At 38.2% G+C, this 17136-nt stretch carries 17 protein-coding genes; 15 read left to right on the forward strand and 2 right to left on the reverse strand.

All coding sequences use genetic code 11. The annotated features are described in order from the left end of the window. Positions 1-50: 50 nt before the first annotated feature. The 6 genes from FDO66_RS08250 (at position 51) to FDO66_RS08275 (ending at position 5429) form a co-directional block, all read left to right on the forward strand. A complete protein-coding gene (locus FDO66_RS08250) occupies positions 51-842 on the forward strand; it encodes a putative hydro-lyase (RefSeq protein WP_141432169.1) in 792 nt (263 codons plus the stop codon). Positions 843-912: 70 nt separating this feature from the next. Beyond that, on the forward strand, positions 913-1665 hold the full coding sequence (gene pxpB / locus FDO66_RS08255; protein WP_141432170.1) for a 5-oxoprolinase subunit PxpB: 753 nt from the start codon (positions 913-915) through the stop codon (positions 1663-1665). Beyond that, positions 1662-2660, forward strand: a complete 999-nt coding sequence (locus FDO66_RS08260; RefSeq protein ID WP_141432171.1) for a 5-oxoprolinase subunit C family protein — start codon at positions 1662-1664, stop codon at positions 2658-2660. Before pxpB ends, FDO66_RS08260 begins: the two co-directional genes overlap by 4 nt. Before the next feature lie 15 nt (positions 2661-2675). Continuing rightward, entirely contained in the window at positions 2676-3149 is a 474-nt protein-coding gene (accB, locus tag FDO66_RS08265; RefSeq protein ID WP_141432172.1) for an acetyl-CoA carboxylase biotin carboxyl carrier protein, read from the forward strand. Positions 3150-3170: 21 nt separating this feature from the next. After that, positions 3171-4523 carry an acetyl-CoA carboxylase biotin carboxylase subunit gene (gene accC, locus FDO66_RS08270; RefSeq protein WP_141432267.1) on the forward strand — a complete coding sequence of 451 codons (1353 nt, stop codon included), beginning with the start codon at positions 3171-3173 and terminating at the stop codon, positions 4521-4523. A gap of 153 nt (positions 4524-4676) precedes the next feature. Next, entirely contained in the window at positions 4677-5429 is a 753-nt protein-coding gene (locus tag FDO66_RS08275; protein WP_141432173.1) for an IclR family transcriptional regulator, read from the forward strand. Between the two features lie 30 nt (positions 5430-5459). Here the strand turns inward: FDO66_RS08275 and FDO66_RS08280 are convergent, their stop codons facing one another. Then, the gene (locus FDO66_RS08280) at positions 5460-6398 is read right to left on the reverse strand and encodes a bile acid:sodium symporter family protein (RefSeq protein ID WP_141432174.1); all 939 of its coding nucleotides are present in this window, start codon (positions 6396-6398) and stop codon (positions 5460-5462) included. A 224-nt stretch (positions 6399-6622) separates the two neighbouring features. On the opposite strand from FDO66_RS08280, the gene FDO66_RS08285 reads away from it, so the two are divergent. Both FDO66_RS08285 and FDO66_RS08290 read left to right on the forward strand, forming a co-directional pair. Next, entirely contained in the window at positions 6623-7306 is a 684-nt protein-coding gene (locus FDO66_RS08285; protein WP_141432175.1) for a metal-dependent hydrolase, read from the forward strand. 147 nt (positions 7307-7453) lie between these two features. Then, the gene (locus FDO66_RS08290; RefSeq protein WP_141432176.1) at positions 7454-7777 is read left to right on the forward strand and encodes a winged helix-turn-helix transcriptional regulator; all 324 of its coding nucleotides are present in this window, start codon (positions 7454-7456) and stop codon (positions 7775-7777) included. A gap of 76 nt (positions 7778-7853) precedes the next feature. On the opposite strand, the gene FDO66_RS08295 is transcribed toward FDO66_RS08290, so the two are convergent. After that, entirely contained in the window at positions 7854-8948 is a 1095-nt protein-coding gene (locus FDO66_RS08295) for an FAD-dependent monooxygenase (protein ID WP_141432177.1), read from the reverse strand. A gap of 325 nt (positions 8949-9273) precedes the next feature. On the opposite strand from FDO66_RS08295, the gene FDO66_RS08300 reads away from it, so the two are divergent. From FDO66_RS08300 to FDO66_RS08330, 7 genes are all read left to right on the forward strand, one after another. Continuing rightward, positions 9274-9711: a MarR family winged helix-turn-helix transcriptional regulator gene (locus tag FDO66_RS08300; RefSeq protein WP_141432178.1), complete on the forward strand. Its 438-nt coding sequence runs from the start codon at positions 9274-9276 to the stop codon at positions 9709-9711. 23 nt (positions 9712-9734) lie between these two features. Then, complete coding sequence (locus FDO66_RS08305; RefSeq protein ID WP_141432179.1) at positions 9735-11354, forward strand: MDR family MFS transporter; 1620 nt, start codon at positions 9735-9737, stop codon at positions 11352-11354. A gap of 172 nt (positions 11355-11526) precedes the next feature. Continuing rightward, complete coding sequence (locus FDO66_RS08310) at positions 11527-12624, forward strand: ABC transporter ATP-binding protein (protein WP_141432180.1); 1098 nt, start codon at positions 11527-11529, stop codon at positions 12622-12624. Beyond that, positions 12621-13421: an ABC transporter permease gene (locus FDO66_RS08315; RefSeq protein ID WP_141432181.1), complete on the forward strand. Its 801-nt coding sequence runs from the start codon at positions 12621-12623 to the stop codon at positions 13419-13421. The genes FDO66_RS08310 and FDO66_RS08315 overlap by 4 nt, the downstream gene beginning before the upstream one ends. Position 13422: 1 nt before the next feature. Beyond that, positions 13423-14226 (forward strand): ABC transporter permease, encoded by an 804-nt coding sequence (locus FDO66_RS08320; RefSeq protein ID WP_141432182.1) that lies wholly within the window; start codon positions 13423-13425, stop codon positions 14224-14226. Next, positions 14223-15296 (forward strand): ABC transporter substrate-binding protein, encoded by a 1074-nt coding sequence (locus FDO66_RS08325; protein ID WP_141432183.1) that lies wholly within the window; start codon positions 14223-14225, stop codon positions 15294-15296. The genes FDO66_RS08320 and FDO66_RS08325 overlap by 4 nt, the downstream gene beginning before the upstream one ends. 152 nt (positions 15297-15448) lie before the next feature. Beyond that, positions 15449-17125 carry a glycerol-3-phosphate dehydrogenase/oxidase gene (locus FDO66_RS08330; protein ID WP_141432184.1) on the forward strand — a complete coding sequence of 559 codons (1677 nt, stop codon included), beginning with the start codon at positions 15449-15451 and terminating at the stop codon, positions 17123-17125. The last annotated feature ends 11 nt before the right edge of the window (positions 17126-17136 follow it).

The following is a 17136-nucleotide window of genomic DNA, read 5'->3' on the forward strand; positions in this document are numbered from 1 at the left end:
CTTCTTCACCTGAGTGCCTAGTATAACAAAAAATAGTGAGGAGTTAAGAAATGAATGATTTATCAAGCGTTTCTCCATCTGATTTAAGAAAAATGATTCGTCAAAATGAACTCATTCGTCCTACAGCTGGAATGGCTAATGGCTTTGCACAGGCGAACCTAGCTATTTTAAAGAAAGAGGATGCGTTTGATTTTCTTCTATTCTGTCAACGAAATCCGAAACCATGTCCGATTCTTGATGTAACAGAAGTAGGATCTCCTATTCCGCAAATTGCAGCCCCGACAGGTGATATTCGTACCGATATTCCGAAATATCGAATTTATAAACACGGGGAGCTAGTAGAAGAGGTGACAGATATTACAGCCTATTGGGAAGAAGATATGGTTGGATTTCTGATTGGGTGCAGCTTTACCTTTGAACATGCTTTATTAAAGAACGAAATACCGATTCGTCACATCGAACAAGATTGTAATGTGCCAATGTATAAAACAAATATTCCTTGTGTAAAGGCAGGGAAATTTCAAGGAATGACGGTTGCCAGTATGCGACCTATTAAACAGAGCGATGTCGTCAGAGCGGTACAGGTAACGTCAAGATTCCCAGCTGTCCACGGTGCACCAATCCATATTGGAGATCCGAGTGTGATTGGAATCCAAAATATTAATCAACCTGATTTTGGCGATATGGTTCCAATTAATGCTGGAGAGGTTCCGGTGTTTTGGGCCTGCGGCGTAACTCCCCAAGCTGTGGCAATGGAATCAAAACCAGAACTCATGATTACACATGCTCCAGGGTATATGTTTATAACGGATTTAAGAGATGAAAAATTAGGCGTTTTGTAACACGGAAAGAGGAGAAGGTTCGATTCCTTATCTCCTCTTTAAAATTTTATATAGATAAAGAGGGGATAAGATGTCTCAAGTGATCATAAATAATCTATCAAACATTCAGATTACAGCACTTGGCGACTCAGCTATAGTCATTCAATTAGGAAATGAAATTAGTCACGAAGTACATCGTAAGGTGATGAAGCTGAAAAATCATTTTGAAAAAAATTTACCGGACGGTTTTATCGAATGTGTACCATCCTTTACAAATGTTACGCTCTATTATGATCCAGTCATCATCTATAACCAGCATAAGCAAAAGAAAATAAGCTCTCCTTTTCAAATCGTTCAGTCCATTATTAAAGAAGAATTAAAAAATATAAGCGATTCGCAAGATTTCATTCATCGAACAATTGAAATTCCTATTTGCTATGGAGGAGTATATGGTCCAGATTTAGAGGATGTCGCTAAGCATAATGGATTGACAACAGATGAAGTGATTGCGATTCATTCAACCGGAGAGTACCTTGTTTATATGATTGGCTTTGCCCCTGGATTTGCCTTTATGGGCGGAATGTCAGACAAAATAGCTACCCCTAGGCGTTCAACTCCTCGTACATCCATTCCTGTAGGTTCGGTTGGAATTGCGGGCAAGCAGACAGGCATCTATCCTATATCCACTCCGGGAGGTTGGCAGTTAATAGGAAAAACGCCTACACCCCTATTTTTGCCGAATGAACATCCGCCAAGTCTTCTACAAGCAGGTGATCGAGTGAAATTTCGATCAATCTCTCAAGAAGAGTTTTTAGAAGAGCTTAATAGGGGGAGAAATCAATGAGTATTAGAGTTATGCGCCCAGGTTTGCTCACAAGCATTCAAGACTTAGGAAGATATGGTTTTCAACAGCACGGTGTGATTGTGAGTGGGGCAATGGATGCTCTTTCTTTGAGGGTAGCCAATCTTCTTGTAGGAAATGAAGAAAAAGAAGCAGTCTTAGAGATGACACTAGTGGGTCCATCTATATCGTTTGAAGAGGACTCTTTAATCGCTATTACAGGAGGAGATCTATCACCTAACATCAACGGAAATCCTGTTTCAGGGTGGAGACCTATTTTTGTGAAAAAGGGAAGTATTCTTAAATTCGGACCATGTAAAGAAGGATGCAGAACCTATCTTGCGTTAGCTGGAGGGTATGATATACCGAAAAAAATGAATAGCAAGAGCACTTATTTGCTTGGAGGCATTGGAGGATTTAACGGTAGGGCTCTCAAAGCTGGTGACGTGCTAGCTAGCGGAAGCATGTCCGAAAAATCAAACAGGTTATTTAACCAACTCAAGCTTAAGCAGAAGGAATCGCCATTTGCGACAACGGGCTGGTTTGTGAATCGAAAGGAATTTTTACCTCTTCGTAAATCTCCAGTGATCAGAGTGATGAATGGGAGACAATTTGATCTATTTAAACGATCGAGCTGTTCTGAATTTTTTACGCTGCCTTTTAAGGTTTCAAGTCAATCGGATCGAATGGGGTACAGAATCGCTGGACCAAAAATTGAGCTGAATGAAAAGGTTGAAATGATCTCAGAAGCAGTTACGCATGGAACGATTCAAATTCCTCCTGATGGGAATCCAATCATTCTACTCGCAGATCGACAAACAACTGGAGGTTATCCGAAAATCGGTCAAGTCGTTTCCGTAGACTTGCCTTTGATTGCTCAAACGAAGCCTGGTGAGGAAATTTATTTTTCTAACATTACACATGAAGAAGCAGAACAATTGTATTTAGAACGAGAAAGAAAACTGAAAGCTTTAGAGGCTGTTATTTCATTAAATTAAAAAGGTGTGTGAACGATGTTAAACCTGCATGAATTAAAAGAAGTTATTTCCATGATGAATGAATCGCATATTCAAAAGCTTTACGTAGAGCATGATGGAACAAAGGTCTTGATAGATAAAACAAATCATCCTCTTTCAGAGTCAGTTATTCAACCGAAAAAAGAAATGGAAGCTTTGCCGCAAGAAAAAACAGTGGAGCCGGTTTTAAAGACAGAAGAGAAGGATACTTCTGCAGCACCACAGGATCAAATTCATCAAATCGTATCTCCAATGGTAGGAACCTTTTACTCTCGGCCAGATGAAGGGTCTGAGCCTTATATAAAAATAGGGGACATTGTTGATGAGGGTAAAGTGGTTTGTCTGATTGAGGCGATGAAGCTCTTTAATGAGGTAGAATCTGAGATTAAAGGGGAAGTAGTAGAGGTGCTGGTCAAAGACGGACAAGTGGTTGAATACGGACAAGCTTTATTTTTAATCAAACAAGATTAATAGAAAGAGGAGCGCTTAATGATGTTTAAGAAAGTGATGATAGCGAACAGAGGAGAGATTGCAGTCCGAATCATTCGTGCCTGTCGGGAGATGGGGATTAAAACTGTTGCGGCTTATTCTGAGGCCGATAAAGAAGCTTTACATGTCAAATGGGCAGATGAAGCGTTCTGTATTGGAAAAACAAGCTCAAAAGACAGCTATTTAAATATGAAAAGCTTGATAAGTGTTGCGCTTGTTACGGGAGCAGATGCGATTCATCCTGGTTACGGGTTTCTAGCTGAACATGATGGGTTTGCGGAAATATGTGCCCTGCATGATATTACCTTTATTGGCCCTGAACCTGATGCCATTAGGCAAATGGGTTTAAAGTCCGTTGCCCGCGAAACGATGCAAAAAGCAGGGGTTCCGATCGTTCCAGGTACAGATGGTTTAATTAGCAGCTTAGATGAAGCGATTGAGACAGCGAAGCAAATTGGTTTTCCTATTATGGTTAAGGCAACAGCTGGCGGTGGCGGAAAAGGGATGCGGCTTGCTTTTAATGAAGAGGAGCTGGAGAAATCCATTCGCCAAGCCCAGCAAGAGGCTGAAACAGCTTTTGGAAACCCTGGTGTGTACTTAGAGAAATATATCGAAGAGCCGCGACATATCGAAATTCAAATTATTGGGGATCGGGAAGGAAACGTTGTGCATCTAGGCGAGCGCGACTGTTCGATTCAGCGCCGCCATCAAAAATTAGTTGAAGAGGCACCATCTCCTGCTTTAGATGAAGCGTTGAGGAATAAAATGGGACAAGCAGCTATTTTAGCAGCGAAAGCGGTTAACTATCATGGAGTCGGAACGGTTGAGTTTTTGTTCGACAAGCATGGGGATTTCTATTTTATGGAGATGAACACGCGAATCCAAGTAGAGCATCCGGTGACCGAGCTAGTTACAGGAATAGATTTAATCAAGGAACAGATTTCAATCGCAGCGGGTTACCCGCTATCCTTTGATCAACAAGCTGTTCAACTAAATGGCTGGGCGATCGAATGTCGAATCAATGCTGAAAATCCATTTAAAAGCTTTATGCCATCACCAGGGAAGGTAGAGATGTATTTGCCTCCAGGAGGATTTGGAGTTCGTATTGATAGTGCCGTTTACCCTGGTTATGAGATTTCTCCTTTTTATGATTCAATGGTAGCAAAAATGATCGTACATGGAAAAGATCGTATGGAAGCGATTCAAAAAATGAAGCGAGCCTTAGAAGAATTTGTGATTTCAGGCATACACACGACTATTCCGTTTCATCTTGAGCTATTAAATCATGATTCTTTTATTAAAGGGGACTTTACGACGAGCTTTTTAGAAACAAACGAAGTGCTCAAACAAGGATAAGCTAAATGATAAAACCCCCTTCGACGGTTGTCGGAAGTTCCGATAATTGGTACGATCAGATATAAGAATTTTTTCATTTATTAATGATTTGAAGAATGACGAGCTTTTGGTTAATTCGGAACGTCATTTCGGAAGAGTAAGAAGGGGAAGCTTATGCAAAGTAAAAACAAAACAGTAATTAAATCAATGACCGTCCTTAATTTATTTCTGAATCATTCAAAACTAAGCCTGAGTGAAATTATTCAAATTTCAGGGCTTCCGAAAACATCGGTACACCGTATGCTTTCATCACTTGAGGACATGCAGCTGCTTGATAAAGATGAGGATGGGAAATATTCTCTAGGCCTATTATTTCTTCAATTTGGACAGCTTGTAGCGGAAAGATTGGATATTCGAAAAATTGCTTTGCCAGTTATGAAAGAGCTTCGAGATGAAGTAGGAGAAGCTGTGAATCTGATTGTGAAGTATGGGAATGAAGGAATGTATATTGAAAAGCAGGATACGACACAGCCTGTTAGGTTATATACAGCAATCGGTAGAAAATCACCCTTGCATGCAGGGGATTCCAGAATAATACTTGCTTTTTTGCCTGAAGAGCAGCAAGAAGCCTATATCAATTCCATTCAATTAATACAATATGGACTTGGGAGCATTATGGATAAAGATAAGTTGCGCTATATATTAATAGAAAATAGAAAAAAAGGCTACTCGATCAGTAAATCGGAGCTAGAAAACTATACGACAGCGATAGCAGCCCCCATATTAAATTATAATGGTGAGATCGTTGCTGGTTTAAGTATTGCAGGGCCTGATGTAAGGATCACGGAGGAAAGAACACCATATTTAGTTGAAAAAGTAATATCTGCTGCTTCAGAGGTCTCCAAAAAGCTAGGATATTTGCAATAAAAAAACCGGGCATCCGCCCGGTTTTTTTATTTATTTCTCTTTTTTATCTTTTAGTCTACTAAAAATAACAGCTAAAAGGGAACCGGAAATATTATGCCATACACTGAAAATGGCACTTGGCACAGCAGCTAAAGGAGAGAAATGCGCGTTTGCAATTGCTACTCCTAGCCCTGAATTTTGCATGCCGACTTCCATTGCAACAGCCTTTTGCTTGGCCAAATCCATTCCACACATACGAGCAAAGAAAAACCCAATTAAAAATCCTAATACATTATGAAGCACTACTACGGCAAAAATAAGCAATCCTGTTTTAGCCAGATTCGCTTGGTTACCTGCAACGACAGCTGATACAATAAGAACAATGGCAATAACCGAGACGAGAGGTAACGCTTTTGCACTTGCTTCCGCTTGTTTTCCAAAGAACTTTTTAATAATAAATCCTAATGTTAATGGGATAATAACAACCTGAACGATAGAAATAAATAAAGACATAATGCTAATATCTACCCATTTACTTGCAAAAAGTAAAATCAATAAAGGTGTTACAATTGGTGCTAATAGAGTTGAAACGGATGCGATTGCAACAGCAAGTGCCACGTTTCCTCTTGCTAAAAACACCATTACATTAGAAGAAGTTCCACTAGGACAGCATCCTACTAAAATGACCCCAACGGCTACTTCTTTAGGTAAATCTAATCCAATGGCTAGTAAAAATGCGAGCAACGGCATGATAATAAAATGACCTACAACACCAAGAGCCACATCTTTTGGACGACGAAAAACTTCTTTGAAATCCGCTGCAGACAAGGTAAGCCCCATACCAAACATAACAATTCCTAATAAAGGAACAATATATTTTCCAATCCATGTGAAATTCTCTGGATATAGGTAAGCAACGGCCGCTATTAAAATAACCCATAAAGTAAATGTTTTACCAGCAAACGAGCTGATTTTTTCGATAAAACCCATAATATCCTCCTTGAAGCATAAAATAAACATAGAAAGTAAGTATAATATATTTTTCTATGATTTGAAATATTTTTTGATAGATTATTCACAAAATTGACTGATTTTAAAAGGAATGATTAAAAAAAGATAGAATGAGGTATATGTTAACTGAAGAAGTGTTGGAAAAGATTTAGCGTAATGAAAAGGATTGTATAAAAAAGCTACTAAAAAGGAGCGAGAAAAAAATGAAAATTTCATTTCACGGGCATTCTGTTGTAAAAATCGAAACAAATGAAAAGATCATATTAATAGATCCTTTTATCACAGGAAATTCATTATGCGATCTAAAAGCAGACGAAGTAAAAGCAGATGTCATTTTATTAACACATGGCCACAATGATCATGTGGGGGACACTGTAGAAATAGCGAAACGAAATAATGCTCTAGTTGTAGCAACTGCGGAGCTGGCAGATTACATAGGCTGGCAAGGGGTTGAGACGCATGCAATGTCGATTGGAGGAGCCTACACTTTTGATTTTGGAACCGTTAAGCTGACCCAAGCCTTTCATGGATCAAGCTATACAGAATACGAGAATAAGCAAATTGTTTATACGGGGATGCCTGCGGGATTATTACTTACCATTGAAGGGAAAACCATTTATCATGCTGGCGATACAGCGCTTTTTTCGGATATGAAGCTCTTAAGTAAATTTAGTAAGATTGACGTAGCTTTTCTGCCGATTGGCGATAATTTTACAATGGGACCAGATGATGCTTTAATAGCAGCGAAATGGGTAGAACCAAAGCTCGTAATCCCGATTCACTACAATACGTTTCCAGTTATTGAACAGGACCCTAAAGCATTTGTTAAGCGGTTAAAAAAGGTAAAAGGAATGGTATTAGAGCTGGGTGAATTTTTTGAATTATAAGAAAAAATAAAGGTCTGTTACGCCAGTCGCTGATTTTATTTACTTACTTACTTTTTATAACTAAATTAATAAAAATAATTTACAAAAGTAAAAATGAATGAAAACGGAATTTTTTTTGCTATACTAGCACTATAGTGAGGTGATCATATGAGTCAATCTTTGCTTTGTCCTAGATTTGAAAAAGGAATGCAAATTATAAGCAAACGATGGACAGGTTTGATTATTTTTCAATTGCTATCTGGACAACAACGATTTTGTGCGATACAATCTGCACTTCCTGTTAGCGGAAGGCTTCTATCAGAGAGATTAAAAGAATTAGAAGAAGAAGGAATTGTTAGCAGGCATGTTTATCCAGAGGTCCCGGTTCGGGTTGAATATGCCTTAACAGATAAAGGGAAGGCACTAGAACCGATTATTAGAGAAATCGAAAAATGGTCTCAAACTTGGATACCAAAAGTAGTAGAGCTGTAACCATCAAATATGTATTTCCTAATATGGAAAAAATAAGAAAGGAAAACCTGCGATGATGGAAGGTGTTCCTTTCTATCTATTTAAACGAAACATAATTTTGCATAAAAGACTGTTCTTGTTTGATTTGCTGTTCTTGTTTTTCTTCAATATCGTTTCTGCGCATATCCTCGAATTTTTTTAAATACGAGAATGTATTTTCTTTTTTGAATAGAGCTTTTTTTATGATGTTTGATAAAACATCAGCATCTTTTAAAGCACAATTTAGCCCCAATGCACCGGTCGGTGTCATTGTATGAGCTGCATCTCCCATAAGGATGACACCATCTTTTACCCATGTTTCACAGCGGCAGCTTTGAACTTGTAATAAGACGAAATCCTTCCATGATTGAATATGTTTGTTGACCACTTCATTTAATTCAGGAAAAGCATCGACTAACTGCTGAATAAAAGGAGCAAAGGAATGCTTTCTGAGTACAGGAAAAGAGCCTTCCTTGATGTTCCAGCCAATTTGAATATAACCACCAGTTTGTGTGAATAAAGCAAGCTGATGGCCATTCACAGATGCCATTTTAATGATTGGCTCCCACTGATTAGGTGCAGGAATTTTAGCCCAAAGCAGATCATATCCGTGCTTTATGATGGTGGTTGGAATGTTAGCAAGTCTTCTGACAGTAGAGTAGCGGCCATCAGCGGCAACAATAATCGAGCTATTGATGATTATCTCTTCTCCTAATCGTTTTGCCTTTATCCCAGTAAAAAAGCCATTTTTATCTTGAATGAGTTCAGCAGCTGTTGTACCGTTTAATAGCTGAAAATGTTTAAAAGCTTGAGCTGCCTTTATTAATACGTCTAGTAAATAATTTTGCGGAATATGAATCCCTGTATGCTGATGACCAGGAGAAGGAAAGATCGATTTGACAGCTTTTCCATTCTCCCAATATTCGACTCGTTTCATAAGAAGAAGTTTGCTTTTTTCCACTTTGTCTAGAAGATGATTCTTCTTTAGCATGTATTCCCCTTCATCGTTTAGATGCTCGCCTCTAAATGATTTGTATGTTCCTTCGTTACGTTCCAGCACAATCGTAGATATATTCTCTTTTGCAAGTAAATATCCTAATAGAGCCCCTCCAGGACCAGCGCCAACAATACAAACATCTGCCTCTAAATGCATAAGACCACCTTTATTTATCTGTCTATTTTGAATAGATTAAATGAATATAAGTTATATTATTCAAATTACTTACTTTTAGTAAGTATATAAAAATCATCTATTATTTTCAAGGAAACGTATTATGAATATGAAAGAATGATAGATGCTCAATTACACTTAACGAAAATTCTAGGTGTCAAAGTGGGTTGTCAATTGTTTTTTCAAAAGGTTTAATTTTCTTTCTGATAATTGACATTTATTTAACATAGGAATATATTTAATGTTAGTTAAATATTTGATATATGTAATATTTTATTTTCCGAAATAAATAAGGAGATTGGGAATAATGGAAAAGCAAGATTATATTGCTCGAATACAAGCAGCCTTTCAAATAACCTTTCAAAAAATGCAGCCGGAGCTGCATGAAAGTATGAACGAACAAGGAATCACTCCTTCTCAGTTATTTGTTTTAATTTTTTTAAAAAAAGGGGGAAGTTGTAAAGTAACTCAATTAGCAGAAAAATTAGATGTGAAGCCAAGTGCGGCAACAACGATGGTAGATCGCCTTGTACAAAATGAATTTGTTATAAGGGAGCATGATCAAAAGGATCGGCGAGTAGTCAATATTAGTATTACAAAAAGAGGAGAAGAAAAACTCGATAAAGTTTTTGAAGCAAGAAAAGCTATTGTTCGAAAATACCTTGCTTATTTATCTGAAGAGGAGCTTTCTTCTATGGCAGCGATTGCGGAAAAGCTAGCGAGTTCAATTACGGAAGAATTTTAATATCATAAAGGAGAATCAAAAAGATGAGTTCATCGATTGAGAAGAATGAAAATCGGACCTTATTGTTAATTGGTCTGGTAATTGCAATGTTTTTTGCCGCTTTAGATAATACAATAGTAGGAACAGCTATGCCAAGGATTGTTGGTGATCTTGGCGGTGTGAGTATGATGACATGGCTTACTACCGCTTATTTATTAACCTCTACAACGGTTGTCCCAATTGCGGGGAAATTAGCAGATCTATTAGGAAGAAGAACCGTCTATGTTACGGGACTGATTGTATTTATGGTTGCTTCTGCGCTATGTGGTATGGCTAATAATATGACTGAATTGATTATTTTCCGCGGCTTGCAAGGAGTAGGCGGTGGCGTCATGATGCCAATGGCTATGATTGTAATCGGGGATTTGTTTACAGGAAAGGCTAGAGCGAAATTTCAAGGAGTATTTGGAGCTGTCTTTGGTTTAGCTTCCGTTATAGGTCCGCAAATTGGCGGGTGGATTGTGGATTCATTCAATTGGAGCTGGGTGTTTTATATCAATCTTCCTGTTGGAATTATCGCAACGATCTTGATTTCATTAGGACTTAAAGGCCGTAAGCAAACAGGTCCTATTCAATTTGATCTTGCTGGTATGTTTACAATGATTGTTGGGATAGTTAGTTTACTATTAGCTCTAAGTCTCGGAGGCAAGGATTACAGCTGGGATTCCTGGCAAATCATTGGTCTAATTGTGCTCTCCATTATTGGTTTAGTTAGCTTTGTAATCGTGGAAATGAAAGCAAAAGAACCGATCCTACCCATGCATTTATTTAAAAATAGAACCTTTACGTTCTTAAATTTAATTGGGTTTTTTATGGGTGTTGGGATGTTTGGTGCAATTACGTTTGTTCCATTTTTTATGCAAGGAATTTTAGGGGTGAGTGCGACAGAATCAGGAACAATTATGGCACCGATGATGATCTCCATGATTGTAGCAAGTGTGATTGGCGGGCAGCTAGTCTATAAAATTGGGCTGAAGACGCAAATTATCATCGGAATGTTCATTATGGCTGGTGGATTTGGATTGTTGACCTCCTTGAACATGGATTCAAGCAAGCTAATCGCTACTGCCTATATGGCGATCATCGGTTTTGGAATGGGGTTGGTTATGCCTTTACTTACAATAGCCCTTCAAGAAAGCTTTTCGAAAAAGGAGCTTGGCGTTGTAACGTCTTCAAGCCAATTTTTCCGCTCTATAGGTGGAACGTTTGGAATTACAGTCCTCGGAGCTGTGATGAATGCGAGAGCTGGTACTTTACTAACGGATAAGCTTGTCCCATTTCTTCACTCACTGCCAGAACAAGCAAGTGCGCTAACATCACCATTAGAACGAACGATTGCAAAGAATCCAGAAAGCTTATTCCAAATGCTATTTAGCCCGGAGGCATTAAAGAAGATGCCTAGTGAATTAGTTGAGAAAATGGTGCCGCTTCTGAAAACTTCCTTAATGGACTCTCTGCATAGTGTCTTTTTTACAGGACTATTGTTTATCATTATTGGAATGGTTATTGCCTTTTTCTTAAAAAATGTGAAGCTTACCAACAAAAAACAGCAGAAACAAGAGTCAGAAGAATTGACTTCGCTAGACAAATCGGTTGCGAATTAAATAAAAGAAACAAAAAAATCCAATTGCTCAATCAGCTCATTGGATTTTTTTGTTGTAAGAAAGTTTATATTTAGGAAAAAAATACTATGAATGAGATTGTGACGATGTTTTATTTTTGGTAGATTAAAAGTAAATGATAAAAGATCGCTGTGAGGCTTTATTGGAGGATGTCATGTCAGAAAACATTATTCGGTTTGAGCATGTTACAAAGCAGTTTGACCAAAATTCTATCGTATTAGATAATGTTAGCTTTGAAATTGAACGTGGAAAGTTTTACACCTTGCTTGGTCCTTCAGGTTGTGGAAAAACGACGATATTACGATTAATTGCTGGATTTACAGAGCCTTCTCAAGGCAATATTTATTTCAATGGAAAAATCATCAACGAGGTGCCTGCTAATAAGAGACAAGTCAATACGGTTTTTCAAGATTATGCTTTGTTCCCTCATCTAAATGTATTTGAAAATGTAGCATTTGGATTAAGGATTAAAAAAATGAAACAGACGGCGATTCAAGAAAAAGTAAAGGAAGCTCTTCGGTTTGTAAATCTAGAAGGCTATGAAAATCGAGAAATACGTGAAATGTCTGGGGGACAGCGTCAGCGCGTTGCCATTGCACGTGCGATTGTGAACGAGCCAGAAGTGATTTTACTTGATGAGCCGTTATCGGCATTAGATCTAAAGCTTCGAACCGAAATGCAGTATGAATTGCGTGCTTTACAGCGGCGGCTTGGCATTACCTTTATTTTTGTTACGCATGATCAAGAGGAAGCACTAGCTATGTCGGACGAGATTTTTGTCTTAAATAAAGGGAGGATACAGCAAAGCGGCACGCCAACGGATATTTATGATGAGCCTGTAAATCGATTTGTCGCTGATTTTATCGGTGAATCGAATATTGTCTCAGGAAAAATGCTTCGAGATTTTTCGGTGGAGTTTGGCGGGAAAATATTTGACTGTGTCGATCAGGGATTCCATCCGAATGAAGAGGTTGAGGTTGTGATTCGTCCGGAAGATTTAGAAATTACGACACCTGCCCAAGGGAAATTTCAAGTGAAGGTGGATTCACAGCTTTTTCGGGGAGTCCATTATGAGATTTGCTGCTATGATGAAGACGGAAATGAATGGATGATCCATTCTACGAAAAAAGCAAATGTAGAGGAAATAATCGGGTTGACATTTGAACCAGAAGCGATACATATTATGCGTTTAGGCGAATCAGAAGAGGAATTTGATAAACGTTTGGAAAGCTATAAAGAGGTAAACAAATGAGCACTAGGACACGTTATGTATATATGATCCCTTATTATATTTGGATCCTACTTTTTGTTGTTGCCCCAATTATTCTCGTTGCTTACTATTCTCTATTTGATATAGAGGGGAACTTTACCTTTGGAAACTATCAAAAATTTTTAACGCCTGTGTATTTAAAAATGACATTGAACTCCTTTTGGTATGCTTTTTTAATTACGTTGTTTTCATTATTGATTGCATATCCTGCTGCATACTTATTGACTAAAACGAAGCATAAGCAGCTTTGGCTTTTGTTAATCATCCTGCCCTCATGGATTAATTTGCTGTTAAAAGCATACGCCTTCCTTGGCATTTTAGGAGGGAAAGGGGCAGCAAATCAATTTCTTGAATTAATCGGAATTGGGCACAAGCAACTCCTATTTACTGATTTTAGCTTTGTTTTCGTATCGGTGTATATTTTCATTCCCTTTATGATTTTACCGATTTTTAATTCATTAAATGAATTGAATCCATCTTTTATAGATGCAGCTCAGGATTTAGGCGCTTCAGCATGGACGACCTTTTACCGAGTTATTTTTCCTCTGACCCTTGATGGTGTAAAGTCAGGCTTTCAGGCTGTTTTTATTCCTGCCCTCTCGCTTTTTATGCTAACAAGATTAATTGCTGGGAATCGCGTTATTACGCTAGGGACGGCCATTGAGCAGCATTTTTTAGTAACGCAGGATTGGGGAATGGGTTCGACAATTGCCGTATTCCTCATTATTGTAATGGGAATTGTGATGATCATGACTGGAACGCGAAAGCGAGGGATATAAAATGAAAAAAGGATCGAAATTTTCGAACATCTATTTAATCTTCGTGTTTTTTATTTTGTATGCTCCCGTTTTTTATTTAATGCTTTACTCGTTTAACAGTGGAGAAACAATGAGTCATTTTGAAGGCTTTACCTTAAAGTGGTATAAAGAGTTATTAGGAGATACAAGACTGTTAATTATTGTATTAAATACGGTCATTATTGCCCTTTTATCAGCCACTTTTTCTACGATTATTGGGGTGATTGGTGCACTTGGAATCTCCTATGTGAAAAAAGTACGCATGAAACGCGCGCTTTTATCGTTTAATAACGTATTAATTGTCAGCCCAGATGTGATCATAGGTGCCTCTTTTTTAATCATGTTTACGATCATTGGCATTAAGCTTGGCTTTATGTCTGTACTTATTTCACATATTGCCTTTAGTGTGCCGATTGTTGTATTAATGGTATTGCCGAAAGTACAAGAAATGAGTCCGACTTTACTGGACGCTGCACGTGATTTAGGAGCAAGCAGCTGGGATGTTCTTTCGAAGGTTGTTTTACCATATATTACTCCAGGGATTTTTGCGGGATTTTTTATGGCATTAACGTACTCGTTGGATGATTTTGCGGTTACCTTTTTTGTGACTGGAAATGGATTTTCGACTCTTTCAGTAGAAATTTATTCATTAGCGCGCAGAGGAATTTCCTTGAATATCAATGCTCTATCCACCTTACTATTCTTGTTTACGATGCTCCTTGTCATAGGCTATTACTTTATTAATCAGCGCTATGGACGTTCGGGCAGTATGGGGGTGCGGAAATGAAGCAGCTTGTACGTGCTTTTATCGTTCTTATAGTCGTGGCATTTGTGTTGCTGTTTGTGGTCTCTCGTCTGAACTCTTCTCAAGGCTATACATCAGGGAATACGTTAACGGTCTATAACTGGGGAGATTATATTGATGAGGACCTTATCGAGCAGTTTGAAAAAGAAACGGGGATCAAGGTTATTTACGAGACCTTTGATTCAAATGAAGCGATGATGACGAAAATTCAGCAAGGGGGAACCTCTTATGATGTCGCAGTTCCTTCTGAATATATGATCGATAAAATGAAGCAAGAGAATTTGCTGGTTACGATCGATCATTCGAAGCTTCCGAATTTAAAATATGTGGATACTCGTTTTATGGACTTGCCGTTTGACCCTAACAATAAGTATTCCATTCCTTACTTCTGGGGAACGGTGGGCATTGCCTATAATAAGGATATGCTCAAGGGAAAGAAAATTACGAGCTGGAACGACTTGTGGGATCCGGATTATCGAAATGATATCTTATTGATTGATGGGGCTAGGGAAGTAATGGGAATGGGTTTAAACAGCCTGCATTATTCTTTAAATGATACAAATAAATCTCACTTGCTGGAAGCGAAGAAAAAGCTTGATACTCTTACCCCAAATATAAAAGCGATTGTTGGGGATGAAATCAAAACGCTTTTAGAAAATGAAGAAGCACCAATCGGCGTAGTATGGTCCGGAATGGCTTCCGAAATCATCGCAGAGAAGGACAATATCGAATATGTCGTGCCGAAGGAAGGCTCAAATTTATGGTTCGATAATATGGTCATTCCGAAAACTGCTAAAAATATCGAAGGGGCACACGCTTTTATCAATTTTATGCTCGATCCAAAGGTAGCGGCTAAAAATACAGAATATGTTGGTTATTCCACTCCAAACAAAAAAGCAATGGACTATTTACCGAAGGAAATTATTCGTGATCGTCGTTTTTATCCAGATGAAGAATTAACGAAAAAGCTAGAAGTCTATGAGAATTTTGGTAAAAAAATGCTCGCTTACTACAATGAGCTATTCCTTGAATTTAAAATGCATCGGAAATAGAAGAATAAAAGTAGAAAGAAGAGTTCGATATAGATTGAGCTCTTCTTTCATTTTAAACGAATTATCACCGAATATTTACTTCGTTTTTTTTACATAGAAACATATTCATCGCGTATATTGGGTAGAAGGTTAATAAGAAAGGGCCGATGTCGATGATGAAGAACTTCTCTAGTAGAGATCGTTCAAAGTATTTAGATGCACTTGAAAAGTATCCAGTGGATTTGCTCGTTATAGGTGGAGGCATAACAGGAGCAGGTATTGCTTTAGACGCACAGGTTCGCGGAATTCAGACCGGACTAATCGATATGCAGGATTTTGCTGCAGGAACCTCAAGTCGTTCTACGAAGCTTATTCACGGTGGTCTTCGCTACTTAAAGCAATTCGAAGTGAAATTGGTAGCAGAAGTAGGGAAAGAACGAGCGATTGTTTATGAAAATGCCCCTCATGTAACAAAACCGATTTGGATGATGCTCCCGATATACAAAAATGGTACATTTGGCTATCAATCAACTTCATTCGGATTAAGAATATATGATTTTCTAGCAGATGTAAAAAAAATAGAGCGCCGCTACATGCTAAGGAAGGAAGAAACAATTAAAAAGGAGCCTTTAATTCGTCAGGATGGCTTAATTGGGGCTGGCGTGTATGTAGAGTATCGGACAGATGATGCACGTTTGACGATAGAGGTCGTAAAAGAGGCTGTTCATCGAGGAGCCATTGCTGTCAATTATACTAAAGCTCAAGATTTCTTATATAAGAATGGGAAAGTAGTAGGCATTCAAATCATGGACCTTATTACAAGAGAAGAGAGAAAAATTTATGCTAAAAGAATTGTGAATGCTTCTGGTCCATGGGTAGATAGGCTTCGAGACAAAGATCACTCTCAAAAAGTAAAATCGATCCACCTAACAAAGGGAGTACATATCGTCATAGATCGACAGAAAATCCCTTTAACCAATGCTCTTTATTTTGATACCCCCTTTGGAGACGGAAGAATGCTGTTTGCGATTCCTCGTGAGAATAAGGTCTATATAGGTACAACGGATACAACTTATCATGATGATCTTATTCACCCAAGAGCAACGGAAAAGGATCTGCAATATATTTTATCGGCTCTGAACTTTGTGTTTCCTTCCTTACATGTAACTACTGATGATATTGAATCAAGCTGGTGTGGGCTTCGTCCATTGATTCATGAGGAAGGAAAAGATCCATCTGCTATTTCTCGTAAGGATGAAATCTTCCTATCAGATTCCGGATTAATCACGATAGCTGGAGGCAAATTAACCGGATATAGAAAAATGGCCGAAAAAGTGGTGGATCTCGTTAGGCAGCAATTAAAAGATGAAGAAGGACTTCAATACCCAGATAGTTCTACGAAGCATGTGATTTTATCAGGAGGCGATGTAGGTGGGGCAGAAGGGTATGCATCTTTTATAAGCAAACAAATTAGTGCTGGGATGGATGTAGGTTTGGATGAGAAGGAAGCGATCACACTTATAAGGCGTTATGGATCGAACAGTAAGCATATATTTGATTTCATCCATCATTCAAAAGAAGAAGCGAATACATCAGGATTGCCTTTAGCAATATGGGCGTCATTAATATATGGAATAGAACATGAAATGGTTGTTACACCATCTGATTATTTTATTCGCAGAACAGGGGCTTTATTTTTTCATATTAAATGGGTAAATCAATGGAAGAGTGCTGTCATCACATTTATGTCAACCTATTTGCAGTGGAGCGAGAAAGAAGAGGATTATTATCGAGATGAGCTGGAAAGGCATCTGCATGAGGCGGTCGTTCCTCTATCAATGAGTAAATAAAATAAGGAATG

Origin of the sequence: Bacillus sp. 03113, assembly GCF_006546985.1 — a bacterium.
Lineage (GTDB): Bacteria > Bacillota > Bacilli > Bacillales > Cytobacillaceae > VATK01.